Here is a 14,033-nt window from a genome sequence, read left to right as displayed (position 1 = left end):
GTCAGGCCGGGCCGCTCACTGCTTGTCGGGCAGGGCGTAGGCCATTACGTAGTCGCCGCGATCGGTGGACTGGCGTGCGCCGCCGGCAGTGATGACGATGAACTGTTTGCCGGTCTTGGGCGACACATAGGTCATCGGGCCGCCCTGGCTGCCGACGGGCAGGCGGGCCTTCCAGATTTCCTTGCCGTTGCCGCTGTCGTAGGCGCGCAGGTAGAAGTCCTGGGTGCCGGCGATGAACACCAGGCCGCCCTGGGTGGACAGCGTGCCGCCGAGGGTCGGCAGGCCGATGGGGATCGGCAGGTGCATGCGGATGCCCAGCGGGCCGGTGTCTTCCACGGTGCCCACCGGAACCTGCCAGGCCACCTGGCGGGTCTTCATGTCGATGGCGGTGAGGGTACCGAACGGCGGCGCCTGGCAAGGAATGCCGGCCACCGAGAGGAAGCGGTTCTTGTTCACCGCGTAGGGCGTGCCCTTGAGCGGCACGGCGCCCATCCCGGTGTTCAGCGCTTCGCCGCCGCCGGCCGCCGCGCCCTTGTTGGCCGAGGGGATCATCTGGATCCACAGGCCCAGGCGCATATCGTTGACGAAGATGAAACCGTGCACCGGGTCGGTGGAAAGGCTGCCCCAGTTCATGCCGCCCAGAGAGCCGGGGAAGCTCAGCGACAGGTCGGTACCCGGCGCGGTGTAGAGGCCGTCGTAGCGCATCTTCTTGAAGTCGATGCGGCACAGCAGCTGGTCATACGGCGTGGCGCCCCACATGTCCGATTCGGTGAGGGTCTGCGCGCCGATCTGCGGCATGCCGACGGATTTCGGCTGGGTCGGCGAGTAGGGCTCGTTGGGGATGTTGCCTGGCTTGACCGGTACATCCTTCACCTCGGTGAGCGGTTTGCCGGTGGCGCGGTCGAGCACATAGATCTGCCCGGCCTTGGTGCCGATCACCACCGCCGGCACGGTCTTGCCGTCGTCCCTGGTGAAGTCGATCAGGCTCGGCTGCATCGGCAGGTCGAAGTCCCAGAGGTCGTTGTGCACGGTCTGGTAGACCCACTTCTCGGCGCCGGTGGTGGCGTCCAGGGCCAGGATCGAGGCGCCGTAGGTGTGGTCGAGCTTGCTGCGCTCCACGCCATAGATGTCGGTGGAGGAACTGCCCATGGGCAGGAAGACGGTATTCATCGCCGGGTCGTAGGACATCGGCGCCCAGCTGTTGGGAGTGCTGCGCACGTAGGTCTTGCCGTCTGCCGGGGCTTCCTTGTCTTCCGGGTTGCCCGGATCGAAGGCCCAGCGCATGGCGCCGGTGATGACGTCGAAGCCACGGATCACGCCACCGGGCATGTCGGTCTGGACGTTGTCCGCGACGCGACCGCCGACCACCACGGTGGTACCGGCTATGAGCGGCGCGGAGGAGAGCTGGTAGTAGGAATCGGGCACGTCACCCAGGCCGGCCTTGAGGTCGACCTGGCCGTTGTTGCCGAAGCCCTGGCAGAACTCACCGGTGTCGGCATCCACCGCGATCAGGCGCGCATCGATGGTGTTGGTCAGCAGGCGACGTTGGCAGTTGGCGCCGGCCGGCACGCTGGCGGCGATGACCTGCGAGCTGTTGGGCTGGGTCGGCTGGGCGATCTCCTTGGTGGCATCGAAGTAGGCCATGCCACGGCAGCGCTGCCAGACCTTGGACTGGGCGTTGATCTCGTTCTTCCAGAGTTCCTTGCCGGTGTCCGCATCGAGGGCGATCAGGTTGTTGTGCGGGGTGCAGATGAACACCTTGTCGCCGACCTGCAGCGGGGTGAGCTGGTCTTCCGCGCCATTGCCGTCGCTGATCGCCACGTCGCCGGTGTGGTAGGTCCAGGCCACCTTGAGCTGGTCGACGTTGCCACGGTTGATCTGGTCCAGTGCGGCGAAGCGGCTGCCGCCCTCGGTGTTGCCGTAGTGGGCCCAGTCCTTCTGCGTGTGGGCCGGGTCAACCGGTGCCAGACCGGGGCCCTTGCCGGTGGGGGCAACGCTGGGGTGGGCGACGAACATGTTGCCGGCGGCGATCACCACCAGCACTGCCAGCACGCCAGCGATGCCGTATGCACCACGACCTGCGTCGCGGCCGGCGGAGCGGGCCAGCAGCGGGTAGACCAGCGCAACTGCCACGCCGATCGCGCTGAACATGAACAGGCGCGAGAACAGCGGCCAGAACGCCAGGCCGGTGTCGGCCACGGCCCAGACCGCGGTTGCCACCAGGAAGGCGGCGAACAGCCAGGCGCCGGCCGGCTTGCGAAGGGCGATCAGCAGGCCGGAAACGGCCATGGCCAGACCGCCGATGAGGAAGTACCAGGAACCGCCGAGGCTGACCAGGCGGATGCCGCCGGCGGCCAGGGCGAGGCCGAGGAGGGCGATGACCACACCCAGGCCGAGGAGGATGAAAGTGCTCACGCGGGAGGCGCGCTGTACCGGTTTCATACAGAAGGTTCTCACTGTTGGATTCGCCGATTATACTCTTAGCAAGCTAATTAACTAGATAGTACAAACGTCGAAGTTAAAAAACCGGATGAATGAAATAGCCTCTCGCACGCTCATTTTCCGCAACATCCCGACCGATCAACCCTCTGTGCAGAGGCTGCCGAGACTGGCAGCATCGCTGCTCGGTCCTACAGAAGAATCCTAGCCGCCGTGCCTGTTTCCCGCTCCGCTGTGCCCGCCCGACTCAAACTCCTGCCGCTGCTGATCTGCGGCGTCACCCACGGCCAGCTGGCCCGCGCCGCTGACCCGCAGAGCGCCGAGCAAGCGCTGGCCGCGCCCATGGTGGTGACGGGTGCCTATGCGCCGGTGTCGAGCTTCGACCTGCCGTTCTCCATCGATACCGTGCAGCAGCCGCAGCTCAGCGACGGCCAACTGGGCGTCAACGCCTCCGAAGTGCTGCAGCGGGTGCCCGGGCTGGTGGTGCAGAACCGCCAGAACTACGCCCAGGACCTGCAGATTTCCTCCCGTGGCTACGGCGCACGCTCGGCTTTCGGCATTCGCGGCCTGAAGCTGCTCAGCGACGGCATCCCCGCCAGCACACCGGACGGCCAGGGCCAGGCAGCGACGCTGAACCTGGATGTCGCCGAGCGCATCGAAGTGCTGCGCGGTCCGGCCTCGACGCTCTACGGCAGCAACAGCGGCGGGGTGATCCAGATGTTCTCCCGCGACGGCTACGGTCCGCCGAAAGTCGGCGCGGAAACCACCTTCGGCAGCGACGGCTTCAACAAGAACCACCTGTATGCCGAAGGCGGCACCGACCAGGCTGGTTTCCTGCTCGATGCCTCGCGCATGGACACCGACGGCTACCGCGACCACAGCGCCGCGCGCCGCGACCAGACCTTCGCCAAGCTCAACTTCAAGCCCGATGAAGACAGCCGGATGGCGCTGATCTACAGCAGCCTGGAGCAGAACAACACGCAGGACCCGCTGGGCCAGACCTGGGACGCCTATGAGCACGACCCGCGCTCCGTCGCTCCGGCTGCCGAGCTGTACAACACGCGCAAGAGCATCGATCACCAGCAGCTGGGCATGAACTACGAGCGCTATTTCGGCGATGCGACCCTGCAGTTCAACCTCTACGCCGGCCAGCGCAGCGTGGTGCAGTACCTGTCGATCCCCAGGACGGTGGCTTCCAACTCCCAGCGCGGCGGTGGCGTGGTGGACTTCGACCGCGAGTTCCACGGTGGCACCCTGCGTTGGATCCAGCCGGTGCACGGCGTGCCGGGCGAGCTGACCGTCACCACCGGGGTGGACTACGACCGCAGCGAGGATGACCGCAAGGGCTTCCAGAACTTCAGCGGCGACCAGTTGGGCGTGAAGGGCGAGATGCGGCGCAACGAGAACGACATCGCCACCAGCCTCGACCCCTACGTGCAGGCGCGCTGGGAACTGGGTAACTGGACCTTCGACGCCGGCCTGCGGCACAGCACCATGAAAATGGAAGTGGACGATCGCTACCTGGCCAACGGCGACTCCAGCGGCTCGAAGAAGTACCAGCAGAACAACCCGTCGCTCTCGGTGATGTACGCCTTCACTCCCGACCTGCACGGCTACGTCAGCGCCGGCAAGGGTTTCGAGACCCCGACCCAGGCCGAGATGGCCTACGCGCCGGGCCTGAGCGAGAGTTTCAACTTCGGCCTCGACCCGGCCACCAGTACCCAGTATGAGGTCGGTCTGAAGGCCAGGGTCGCCGGTAATACGCGGGTCAACGCGGCGATCTTCGAGATACGCACCGACGACGAGATCGTCGTCGCCAGCTCCAGCGGCGGCCGCACCAGTTACCAGAACGCCGGCAAGACCCTGCGCCGGGGTTTCGAGCTGGGCGTGCAGAGCGACCTGTCCGAACACTGGCAGGCCAACCTGGCTTACACGCGCCTCGACGCCACCTACGACGAGGACTTCGTCGAAAGCGGCAGTACCATCGAGAAGGGCAACCACCTGCCCGGTGTACCCGGCAGCAGCCTGTTCGGCGAGCTGGTGTGGAAGCCGCAGGATGGCATCAGCATGGGCTTCGAAGGCCAGTACCGCAGCAAGGTCTATGTCGAGGACAGCAACGAGGACAAGCCGGCCCCCAGCTATGCGGTGTTCAACTGGCGCACCCGCTTCGAGCAGCACGTCGGGCCCTGGACCTTCCACCAGCTGGTGCGCCTGGACAACCTGCTGGATCGCCAGTACGTCGGTTCGGTGATCGTCGGCGACAGCAACGGGCGTTACTACGAGGCGGCGCCGGGGCGCTCGTGGTATGCGGGGGCCGGGCTGGAATACCGGTTCGATTGAGTCGCCGCCGGATCGCCTTCCAATGTTCCGATTGTCGTCTGCGGGGCGCCACAAGGCCCCTGAATCCTCTATCCTCGCGTCCTTTGCATTGCGTGGGACGAGTTGGTAATGGGCAGATGGGCAATGGGCGCACTGTTGATGTGCGTGGCGGGCATGGCGTCGGCGGCTGATCCGCTGTTCGGCAAGTACAACTACGGCGCGGCGCAGAAGGGCTTCGGCAAGCAGCAGGGCTTCGTCGAATGCCTGCAGCCCATGGGCGTCACCGCGCGCTGCAAGGATGGCGTGGACTACGCCGGTACGCGCTTCCGCCTGGCGCTGACCTTCGACAAGCAGAAGCTGGTCGAGGCGGTGCTGTACAGCGAATACAACGATGCCGCTTACCGGCGCGTACTGCAGGAAGTGGCCAAGCGCTTCATGCTGGTGGCCATCGCCGACGACAAGAACGTGGTCGACGTGCTGGCGCACACCCTCAACCCGAACCGCACCGAGGCCGACGCCAAGGCCATCGGCGACTTCGAGACCCATGCGCTGCGCAGCGGGATGATCAGCTACCGCCTCTACGAGCAGCTCGACAAGTACATCAAGCCGGGCCTCGACGCCCGCCAGGTACTGGCCACGGTGCCGTCGAGCATCCGCGTGGCCGAGGTCACGGTGAAGCACGGCAAGTCCGATAACTGGCTGATCGTGAAGTTCTCCAAGCCGGGCCTGGCGCCGAAGAAGCCCAAGGCCTGATATCACCGGCCGCAGCGCCCCGGCTTCATATCTTCGTATGAGGCCTTTCCCCGGATTGCATGGAATGGACGATTGTTCGCCACTGGCCTGACACAGGACAGTGGCGCCACTACCGTTCAACCTGGAATCCGCACATGAAACGTTCCCTGTGGCTGGAGGAAATCGCCTCCGAGCTCACTCCGCTGCCTGCGCTGGAAGGCCCGCTCGACGTCGACGTGGCCATCGTCGGCGGCGGCTTTGTCGGCCTCTGGACTGCGCTGCGCCTGCTCGAGCTCAAGCCTGATTGCCGTATCGCCATCATCGAGCGCGACATCTGTGGCGGCGGCGCCTCTGGGCGCAACGGCGGCTTCGTCATGTCCTGGTGGCCGAAGATCAGTTCGCTGGCCGCGCAGTGCGGCAAGGACGAGGCACTGCGCCTGGCCCGCGCCTCGGCAGCGGCCATCGGTGAGATCGAAGCATTCTGCAAGGCCCACGACATCGATGCGCACTTCCGCCGTGCCGGCTGGTTGTGGACTGCCACCACCGACGCCCAGCGCGGTGCCTGGAAGGGGGTGCAGCAGACCTGCGAGCGCCTCGGCGAGCCGGTGTTCCAGTCACTCTCCAACAGCGAAGTGGCGCGCCGCGCCGGCTCCGCGAAACACCTCGAAGGCGTGCTCGAAGCCAGCAACGCCACGGTACAGCCGGCCCGCCTGGTGCGCGGTCTGCGCCGGGTGGCGCTGGAGAAGGGCGTGCGCATCTTCGAGAACACCCCCATGCTCAGCCTGGAGCGCGGCCGGCCGGCGGTGATCCGCACCCCCGGCGGCGAACTGCGCGCACCGAAGGTGGTAATGGCGACCAACGCCTGGGCGGCGGCAATTCCCGAACTGCGCCGTACCATCCTGCCGGTGACCAGCACCGTGGTCGCCACCGCGCCGATCCCGGAGCGCCTGGAGCAGATCGGCTGGACCGGTGGCGAAGCCATCACCGATTCGCAACTGATGGTCGACTACTACCGCACCACGCAGGACGGCCGCATCGCCTTCGGCAAGGGCACCGGGATGATCAGCTTCGCCAGTCGCATCGACGAGAGCTACGACCACAACCCGCAGCTCAGCGAAGACACCGAGCAGGACCTGCGCCGCACCTACCCGCAACTGGACGACGTGCCGGTGACCCACAGCTGGTCCGGCCCCATCGACCGTACCTACGACAGCCTGCCGGTGTTCGGCCACCTGGAGGGCGCGCCGCACATCGTCTACGGCATCGGCTGGAGCGGCAACGGCGTCGGCCCGAGCCGCCTGGGCGGGCGCATCCTCGCCAGCCTGGCGCTGGGCATCGATGACGAGTGGAGCCGTTGCGGCCTGGTCGGCCGGCAGCCCAAGCGCTTCCCGCTCGAACCGGTGCGCTACGTCGGCGGCCTGATGGTGCGCGGCGCGGTGCAACGCAAGGAACAGGCCGAGGCGCAGAATCGCAAGGGTGGCTGGCTCGACCGCACCCTGGCCGGCTTCGCCCCGGCAGGGCTCGAAGACAAGGACCTCTAGGAGATAAGAAACATGCCTCAACCAATCCTGCTCACCGGCACCGCCGGCCTCGAACTGCCGGCGCCGCAACCGGTGAAGGAACCCCTGGGCGCACCGGTATCCAGCGCCGCGACCCACGCCGAGGAAGGCGAGGGCGGCCTGCTCACCGGTGTCTGGGAATGCACGCCCGGCCGCTGGCGGCGCCAGGTGCTGTCGCGGGAATTCAGCCACTTCATCAGCGGCCACTGCCTGTTCATCCCGGACGACGGTGAGCCGATCGAACTGCGCGCCGGCGACGCCGTGCTGTTCCCGGCGAACTGTCAGGGCACCTGGGACATCCGCGAGACCGTGCGCAAGAGCTTCGTGATCATTCCCTGATCCCGGCGTCCATGCCGGCAATCTGCGCCGAGCGCAGCGCGATCCAGAGGACGGCCACGTCCTCGGTGCAGTCCAGCGAGCGCTCGGTGATTTCCTCGATGCGGCGGATGCGGTAGACCAGCGTCTGCTTGTGCACGTTGAGCCGTTGTGCGGCCTTCTGCCAGGAACGGTTCTGCTCGAGGAAGACGCGCAGGGTGTGCTGCAACTGGCCACCCTGTTGCGCATCGTAATCCGCCAGCGCACCGAGTACCCGGCGATGCACACGCCGTGCTTCTTCCAGGCTTGCCGGCAGCCAGGACTGCTCGCCCTGGGCATCGGCATAGGCCACCAGCGGGCGCTGGTGGTTGGCATGGGCCAGCGCGAGGCGCGCTTCGCGCAGGGCTTCCACCGCCCGTAATGCATGGCCCAACGGGTTGCTGTGGCCCAGGGTGCAGTCCAGCTCGGCCTGCAGCGTTGCGGCCTGCGCCGGATCGCTCAGCAGCAGGATCAGTTCGTTGCCCTGGTGTCGCACCAGCAGGCCCATTCCCAGTCGCTGAAGTCGCTGCTGCCAGTGTTGCGGCAGCTCGCCGGCGGCGCGCGCCAGCACCAGGCAGGCGGCATCCACCGGGCAATTCAGCTGCGCCAGCCGTTCCTGCGCGGCGCGCTCGGTGAGGCGCTGCTGCAGCAGATCGTCCAGCAGTTCCGAACCCAGCCGCAGCATGCGTTCGTGCTCGACTTGGGCGCGCTCCAGCTCGATCCCCAGTACCGCCACGATGTGATGCAGCAGGCCGTAGTCGAGCAGCTCGCCTCCGGTGGCGAGGATCTCGCAGGTGGTCAGCGACGGCAGCGGCATCACCAGCGCTTCCTGTTCGCCATTGCTGCAGCGGGTCACGGTGTCCGGCACCGAGCGGCGCTGGGCGAGGGTTGCCCGCCAGCTGGCCGGCAGCGGAGGCAGGCCTTCCTGCCAGGGTCGCAGCGTCGCCGAATCGAACAGGAACAACTGCGCGCGCACGTCGCTGCACAACCGGCGCAACAGGCCGGCGAGGCCGAGCCCGCGCAGGCCGATGCGGGCGCTTTCATAGATGCGCGTCACGGCGCTGCGGCGCTCGTGTTCTTCCTGCTTGCTGGCGTCGACGATGGCGCGGGTCACGGCGGAGAAGGGCACCGCGTAATCGGTCATCAGCAGTGGGAAACCCAGCTGGCAGGCTTCGTCCTGCAGGGCCTGGATATCCGCCGGGGCCTGCATGTTCTCGCCGATCATCAGCCCCGAGATGCGTGCCGCGGCCAGGCGTTGCAGGTAATCCCGTTGCGCCTGGGCCTGGGCGGGAATGCCGATGCCGGTGGTCATCAGCAGGTCCCCTTCGCCCAGCCACTGGGTCGGGTCCGCCAGCTCGCACACATGCGCCCAGCGCAGGCGCCGGCCGACGCCTTCGCTGCCGCCGAGCAGCCGGGTGCGCAGGGAAGCGTTGTCGAGGATGTCCTGGATATGGAATGGCATGGCGGGTCCGCGGGCAGGAGTGACGATCGATCGGGCCGGCAAGCATGCCACCAAGCGCGAGGCCTTGTCGCGCCTGGCTTGAGCGAGCCTTGCGGGCTTCGTACCGGGATACGAGCAGGGCCCTTCGAATTGTAGTTCCGTCTGATTGTGGAGCCTGGCGGCGGCCCCAAGACTAGCTGGCAGTGCGCCATGCGAGCCCTTGGAGGCCCCGGATGGCGCCGCCTGCCGCGAGGCGGGCCGTCTACTCACCGGAGACCATAACAATGAACAAGATCCTGAGTTCCTCCATCGCCTGCGCCCTGGGTTGCGCGGCGACTTTCCCTGCCTTCGCCGACCTCACCGTGGTCTCCCACGGCGGCGCCAACAAGGCTGCCCAGGTCAAGGCCTTCTACCAACCCTACATGCAGCAGAGCGGCAGCCGCCTGATCGCCGACGAGTTCAACGGCGAAATGGCCAAGGTCAAGGTGCAGGTCGATACCGGCAGCGTCTCCTGGGATGTGGTGGAGATGGAAATGCCGGAACTGGCGCGGGCCTGCGACGAGGGCCTGCTGCAGGAAATCGGCGAGCAGCCGGGAATCGCCAAGCTCGCCCCGGAGCTGCTGGATGGCGCGGTACAGCCGTGCGGCGTGGGCTTCTTCGTCTGGTCCACGGTGCTGGCCTACAACGCCGACAAGCTCAAGAGCGCGCCCACCGGCTGGGCGGATTTCTGGGACACGCAGAAATTCCCTGGCAAGCGCGGCCTGCGCAAGGGCGCGATGTACACGCTGGAGTTCGCCCTGATGGCCGACGGCGTGGCGCCGAAGGATGTCTACGCCGTGCTCGGGACGAAGGAAGGCCAGGACCGCGCCTTCAGGAAGCTCGACCAGATCAAGCCGAGCATCCAGTGGTGGGAAGCCGGCGCACAGCCGCCGCAATACCTGGCTTCCGGCGACGTGGTGATGAGCTCCGCCTACAACGGCCGCATCGCTGCCGTGCAGGACGAAAGCCAGCTGCGCGTGGTGTGGAATGGCGGCATCTATGACATGGACGCCTTCGCCATTCCCAAGGGCGCGAAGAATACCGAGGAAGGCCTGCGCTTCATCCAGTACGTGCTGCAGACCGAACAGCAGAAGAACTACGCGCAGCAGATCGCCTATGGCCCGGTGAACCGCGCCGCAGTCCCGCTGGTGGACGCCGCCCGCCGCACCAACATGCCTACCGATGAGGCCAACCTGGCCGGTCAGGTGGCGATGAATGCGGCCTTCTGGGCCGACCATGGCGAGCAGCTGGAGCAGCGCTTCAACGCCTGGGCCGCCAAGCAGTAAAGCTTCACAGTGTGCGGCGTCGCCGCACTTTCAGGCCGCCCTCGGGCGGCCTTTTTTGTGGGCGCTCCTACAACGACTAGCGCCGTGACTCCCCTGTAGGAGCGGGCCACGCCCGCGAACCGCGGACGAAGTCCGCGCGTCCCGTCGTGGATCGGTACCGTAAGCCCTGCTGACGGATCGCGAGCATGGCTCGCTCCTACAACGACTAGTACCGTGACTCCCTTTTTGGAGCGGGCCATGCCCGCGAACCGCGGACGAAGTCCGCGCGTCCCGTCGTGGATCGGTACCGTAAGCCCTGCTGACGGATCGCGAGCATGGCTCGCTCCTACAGCGGCTAGCACCGCGACTCCCTTGTAGGAGCGGGCCACGCCCGCGAACCGCGGACGAAGTCCGCGCGTCCCTACAAGGAGCGCCGTGCCTGGCCGAATCGCCGGGCACAAAAAAGCCCATCGGCAGCGCCGATGGGCTTCGGGTCAAACGCAGGAGCGGATCAGGTCGCCAGGCTCAGCGATGCCGATTGCTGCAGCGAGCGACCCTTGGTTTCCGGCGCCCACGCCAGGCAGATGAAGAACGCCAGCAGGGTGATGCCCGCACCGATCAGCAGGGTTGCCTGCAGACCGATGGACTCGATGCCGATGGGCATCAGGTAGGTGCCGGTCGCCGCGCCGATGCGGCTGAAACCGACCGCCACGCCGACAGCGGTGGCGCGTACGGAAGTGGGGAACAGCTCGTTGGGGTAGATCCACTCCAGGATGCTCGGGCCGCCGGAGACGAAGGCGTAGAAGGCGAAGGCACCGACGATGAACCAGGCCGGGGCGTCCGCCCACAGGCCCAGGGCCAGCAGCGGCAACGCCATCAGTGCGAAGGGCACCACCACCATGGGGCGGCGGCCCCAGGTTTCCACCAGCTTCAGCGCCGGGATCACGCCGATGGCGAAGAGGATGGCGATCATCAGCTCGCCCAGGGTCGAGGAGTTCTCGCCTTTGATGCCGGCGGTCAGCAGGATCATGCTGCCGAAGGTGTAGAGCACGTATTGCGGGGTGATCTGCGCGAAGTAGAGCATGCCGCACATGATGGTGCGCTTGAGGTAGCCGCCCGAGGAAATCATCTTCAGGTCGCTTTTCCACGAACGATGACGGCCACCGTCGTTCAGTTCGGCGACGTCGGCGGGGGTGATCACCACGTCCTTGTCGTAGACCAGCTTGATGACCTTCTGCGCTTCCTCGATGCGCCCCTTGCTGGCCAGCCAGCGTGGCGATTCCGGGATGCCGCGGCGGATCAGCACGACGATGATGCCCACCACCGCGCCGCTGAACAGCATCCAGCGCCACAGCGAGTGGTCGCCGGTCCAGGAGACCATCAGGTAGCCGACGATGAAGGCGGTCATGGCGCCGCAGGACCAGGCCAGCCCGGACACGCCGATCATGAAGCCACGGCGCTTGGACGGGGTGAACTCCGTGAGCAGCGAGGTGGCGATGGGGTAGTCCGCGCCGACTGCGAGGCCAATGACGAAGCGCAGCACGATCAGTTGCCAGGCTTCGGTGACGAAGGCCGAGAGGCCGCAGGCGATCACCAGCACGGTGAGATCCAGCGCGTACATGGTTTCCCGGCCGATGCGGTCGGTGATGGCACCGAACACCGTCGCGCCGAAGAAGATGCCCAGCAGCGAGGCCGCGCCGATCATGCCGGTTTCCACCGAGGTGGCGGCGATGTCCTGGCCGAAGCCGATCAGCGCAATGCCGATCAGGCTGAGGATGTAGCCATCGAGGAAGGGGCCTCCGCAGCAGGCCAGCAGCAATTTCCGGTGAAATTTCGATACCGGGGAATGTTCAATGACATCAAACACGCTCATGGGTACAACCTTTGTTGAATTTATAAGTGGCCGGGCAGGCAGCTTTCTGGAGCCGGCAACGGGCGGCAGGAGCCCTTTTCAGAGGCCGGCAAGGGGGAGGGAGAGGGTGCAGGGGGAGGCCCGGGCGGACAATTCACCCAAGGTAAGAAGCGCCGCGGAGGGCCTTGTACGATCGTATGAGCGGCGCCGCTGAGGCACTCAGCGCGCGCTGGCCTGTTGCAGCAGCAGGTGCACGGTGGCGCAGCAGCCTTGGCCGGGCAGATGGGAAACCTGCAGCTCGCCGCCGAGGCTGTTGATCAGGTGCTGGGCGATATTCAGGCTCAGGCTGTTGCGGGCCGGGTTGCGCGCAGGGTAGTCGCGGGTCAGTTCGGAAAGGGAATAGGCGCGCAGTTCACGGCGCTTGCTGCCCGGAAGGCCTTCGAGGGTGATACGCACACCCATTTGCTGCTGCTTCGGGCTGGCGGCGATGCGCAGCTGGACGCTGCCGTCGTCGGTCAGGTCGATCACGTACAACCCCAGATGGCGCAGGACCTCGCGCAGGGACTTGGCGTCGACCAGCAGGGCTTTGCGCGAGCGACTGTCGGCCTCCAGTTTCAGCGGCAGCTGTTTCTGGTCGGCCGGTGCGTGCAGGACGTCGAGGACTTCGGAGGCGAGCTCGTCCAGCCGCGTCGGCATCAAGGGAACGTCGTCCTGGGCGATGAGCGCCCGCTTGAGCGAGGCGCCGTGGACCTTCAGTTCCTCGAGTATCGCCAGGGCCTGGTCGAGATCCGTGGCGTTGGGCTGCGCAAGGGAGCCGGCAAGCGCCTCGATACGTTCGTTGAGATGGGTCGTCGCGCTGGTGAACAGGTCGGTCAGCTGCTGGTGTGCCAGTTCGCTGGCTTCGGCACGGCTGCGCAGGTCGTTGAGTTGGTCGTAGCGTTCGGTGATGTCGGTGCTGCAGCAGATCATCCCGAGCAGGTTGCCGTCGCCGTCGCGGTAAGGTGTGCCCCAGTGGTGGAGCACGCGGCGTTCGCCGTGGACCGAGAGTTCGATGTCCTTGCTGAAGGGCTGCTCCTCGGCGAGTGCGCGCTGCAGGAAGCGCAGCATGTTGCGGGCATCGGTCGGTTGATACCAGTCCACCTCGGTGGTGCGGGTGCCGAGCACGTCGTCCAGTTCCGCCTGGTACAGCTCCAGGTGCGCCGGGTTGGCGTACACCAGGCGCGCCTCGGTATCGCGGACATAGAAGGCTGCCGGCAGGCTTTCCACCATGGAGCGCCACAGGGGGGCCTCACCACCGTCGGCGCCCGTGTCATGGGTATGGCTTGCCGGTGCCGCGAGATGGTTGCGCCGGGCGAAGTCGATCAGCTCGAGCATGCTGGAGAGGTTGAGCTTGCTGCGCATGCGTGCGCGATAGGTGCTGACGGACTTTTCGCTGATGGTCAGCTCGTGGGCGATTTCCTGGTTGCTGTAGCCGCTGGCCAGCAGGCTGAGCACGCTGAGTTCTCGGTTGGACAGCGAAGCGACGCGCTCGGCGTCATTCTCGTGCAGGCTGGCGCGGTGCACGCTGCCGAGCATTTCGGCTGGGAAATAGCTGTGCCCGCGCAGGACCACCGCCAGGGCTTCCTTGAGCCGGTCGATGTCCTGGTGCTTGCTGACGAAGCCCGAGGCTCCGACCTGCAGGAAACGGCCGACGTAGTGCTCCGAATCCTGCGTGCTGTAGCCCAGGATCGGCAGCGTCAGGCCGCGGCTGCGCAGGCGTGAGATGACGTCAAGGCCAGTGAGCTGCGACAGGTCGATGTCGATGATCAGCAGGTCCGGTGCGAGGCGGGTGGTCAGGCTCAGCGCCTCGAGGCCATTGCAGGCCTCGCCGACCACCGTGTGGCGCTCCGCCTGCAGCAGCATGCGCACCGCGTAGCGGGTCATCGGGTGTTCGTCCGCGATCAGTATCCGCGCCATCTGTTCCCCCTGGGTTGCCCTTCACTCTAGGGCATGGTGATCGCACTCGTGTAATCATTTTCCTACAAATCGTGACT

General features: G+C 66.4%; 9 protein-coding genes. 5 read left to right on the top strand and 4 right to left on the bottom strand.

What is annotated here, in order from left to right:
• Positions 1-15: 15 nt before the first annotated feature.
• A complete protein-coding gene (locus IB261_RS15850; RefSeq protein WP_192382555.1) occupies positions 16-2,442 on the bottom strand; it encodes a glucose/quinate/shikimate family membrane-bound PQQ-dependent dehydrogenase in 2,427 nt (808 codons plus the stop codon).
• A 339-nt stretch (positions 2,443-2,781) separates the two neighbouring features.
• Between IB261_RS15850 and IB261_RS15845 the strand changes: the two genes are divergently transcribed.
• The 4 genes from IB261_RS15845 to IB261_RS15830 all read left to right on the top strand — a co-directional run bounded on the left by IB261_RS15845 (position 2,782) and on the right by IB261_RS15830 (position 7,388).
• Positions 2,782-4,779 (top strand): TonB-dependent receptor family protein, encoded by a 1,998-nt coding sequence (locus IB261_RS15845; protein WP_192382800.1) that lies wholly within the window; start codon positions 2,782-2,784, stop codon positions 4,777-4,779.
• A 108-nt stretch (positions 4,780-4,887) separates the two neighbouring features.
• Positions 4,888-5,511: a hypothetical protein gene (locus IB261_RS15840; protein WP_151187202.1), complete on the top strand. Its 624-nt coding sequence runs from the start codon at positions 4,888-4,890 to the stop codon at positions 5,509-5,511.
• Positions 5,512-5,645: 134 nt separating this feature from the next.
• Positions 5,646-7,031 (top strand): NAD(P)/FAD-dependent oxidoreductase, encoded by a 1,386-nt coding sequence (locus IB261_RS15835; protein WP_192210970.1) that lies wholly within the window; start codon positions 5,646-5,648, stop codon positions 7,029-7,031.
• 12 nt (positions 7,032-7,043) lie between these two features.
• Positions 7,044-7,388: a cupin domain-containing protein gene (locus tag IB261_RS15830; RefSeq protein WP_081520414.1), complete on the top strand. Its 345-nt coding sequence runs from the start codon at positions 7,044-7,046 to the stop codon at positions 7,386-7,388.
• On the opposite strand, the gene IB261_RS15825 is transcribed toward IB261_RS15830, so the two are convergent.
• Positions 7,378-8,865 (bottom strand): PucR family transcriptional regulator, encoded by a 1,488-nt coding sequence (locus tag IB261_RS15825; protein WP_192382554.1) that lies wholly within the window; start codon positions 8,863-8,865, stop codon positions 7,378-7,380. The two genes, IB261_RS15830 and IB261_RS15825, sit on opposite strands and share 11 nt — an antisense overlap.
• 263 nt (positions 8,866-9,128) lie before the next feature.
• Between IB261_RS15825 and IB261_RS15820 the strand changes: the two genes are divergently transcribed.
• On the top strand, positions 9,129-10,169 hold the full coding sequence (locus IB261_RS15820; RefSeq protein ID WP_081520412.1) for an ABC transporter substrate-binding protein: 1,041 nt from the start codon (positions 9,129-9,131) through the stop codon (positions 10,167-10,169).
• Positions 10,170-10,659: 490 nt separating this feature from the next.
• On the opposite strand, the gene IB261_RS15815 is transcribed toward IB261_RS15820, so the two are convergent.
• Together IB261_RS15815 and IB261_RS15810 are read right to left on the bottom strand one after the other, a co-directional pair.
• A complete protein-coding gene (locus IB261_RS15815; RefSeq protein ID WP_192382553.1) occupies positions 10,660-12,021 on the bottom strand; it encodes an MFS transporter in 1,362 nt (453 codons plus the stop codon).
• Positions 12,022-12,219: 198 nt separating this feature from the next.
• On the bottom strand, positions 12,220-13,956 hold the full coding sequence (locus IB261_RS15810) for a response regulator (RefSeq protein WP_192382552.1): 1,737 nt from the start codon (positions 13,954-13,956) through the stop codon (positions 12,220-12,222).
• Positions 13,957-14,033: the final 77 nt, after the last annotated feature.

The organism is Pseudomonas sp. PDM20, from assembly GCF_014852575.3.
Classification (GTDB): domain Bacteria; phylum Pseudomonadota; class Gammaproteobacteria; order Pseudomonadales; family Pseudomonadaceae; genus Pseudomonas.
The sequence above is the reverse complement of the archived record's forward strand: the minus strand, read 5'-3'. Positions and strand labels throughout refer to the sequence as shown.

What these genes read in the sequence shown, in the direction of transcription:
- IB261_RS15850 (WP_192382555.1), bottom strand. Translation starts at nt 2,442, where the DNA reads ATGAAACCGGTACAGCGCGCCTCCCGCGTGAGCACTTTCATCCTCCTC.
- IB261_RS15845 (WP_192382800.1), top strand. Translation starts at nt 2,782, where the DNA reads ATGGTGGTGACGGGTGCCTATGCGCCGGTGTCGAGCTTCGACCTGCCG.
- IB261_RS15840 (WP_151187202.1), top strand. Translation starts at nt 4,888, where the DNA reads ATGGGCAGATGGGCAATGGGCGCACTGTTGATGTGCGTGGCGGGCATG.
- IB261_RS15835 (WP_192210970.1), top strand. Translation starts at nt 5,646, where the DNA reads ATGAAACGTTCCCTGTGGCTGGAGGAAATCGCCTCCGAGCTCACTCCG.
- IB261_RS15830 (WP_081520414.1), top strand. Translation starts at nt 7,044, where the DNA reads ATGCCTCAACCAATCCTGCTCACCGGCACCGCCGGCCTCGAACTGCCG.
- IB261_RS15825 (WP_192382554.1), bottom strand. Translation starts at nt 8,865, where the DNA reads ATGCCATTCCATATCCAGGACATCCTCGACAACGCTTCCCTGCGCACC.
- IB261_RS15820 (WP_081520412.1), top strand. Translation starts at nt 9,129, where the DNA reads ATGAACAAGATCCTGAGTTCCTCCATCGCCTGCGCCCTGGGTTGCGCG.
- IB261_RS15815 (WP_192382553.1), bottom strand. Translation starts at nt 12,021, where the DNA reads ATGAGCGTGTTTGATGTCATTGAACATTCCCCGGTATCGAAATTTCAC.
- IB261_RS15810 (WP_192382552.1), bottom strand. Translation starts at nt 13,956, where the DNA reads ATGGCGCGGATACTGATCGCGGACGAACACCCGATGACCCGCTACGCG.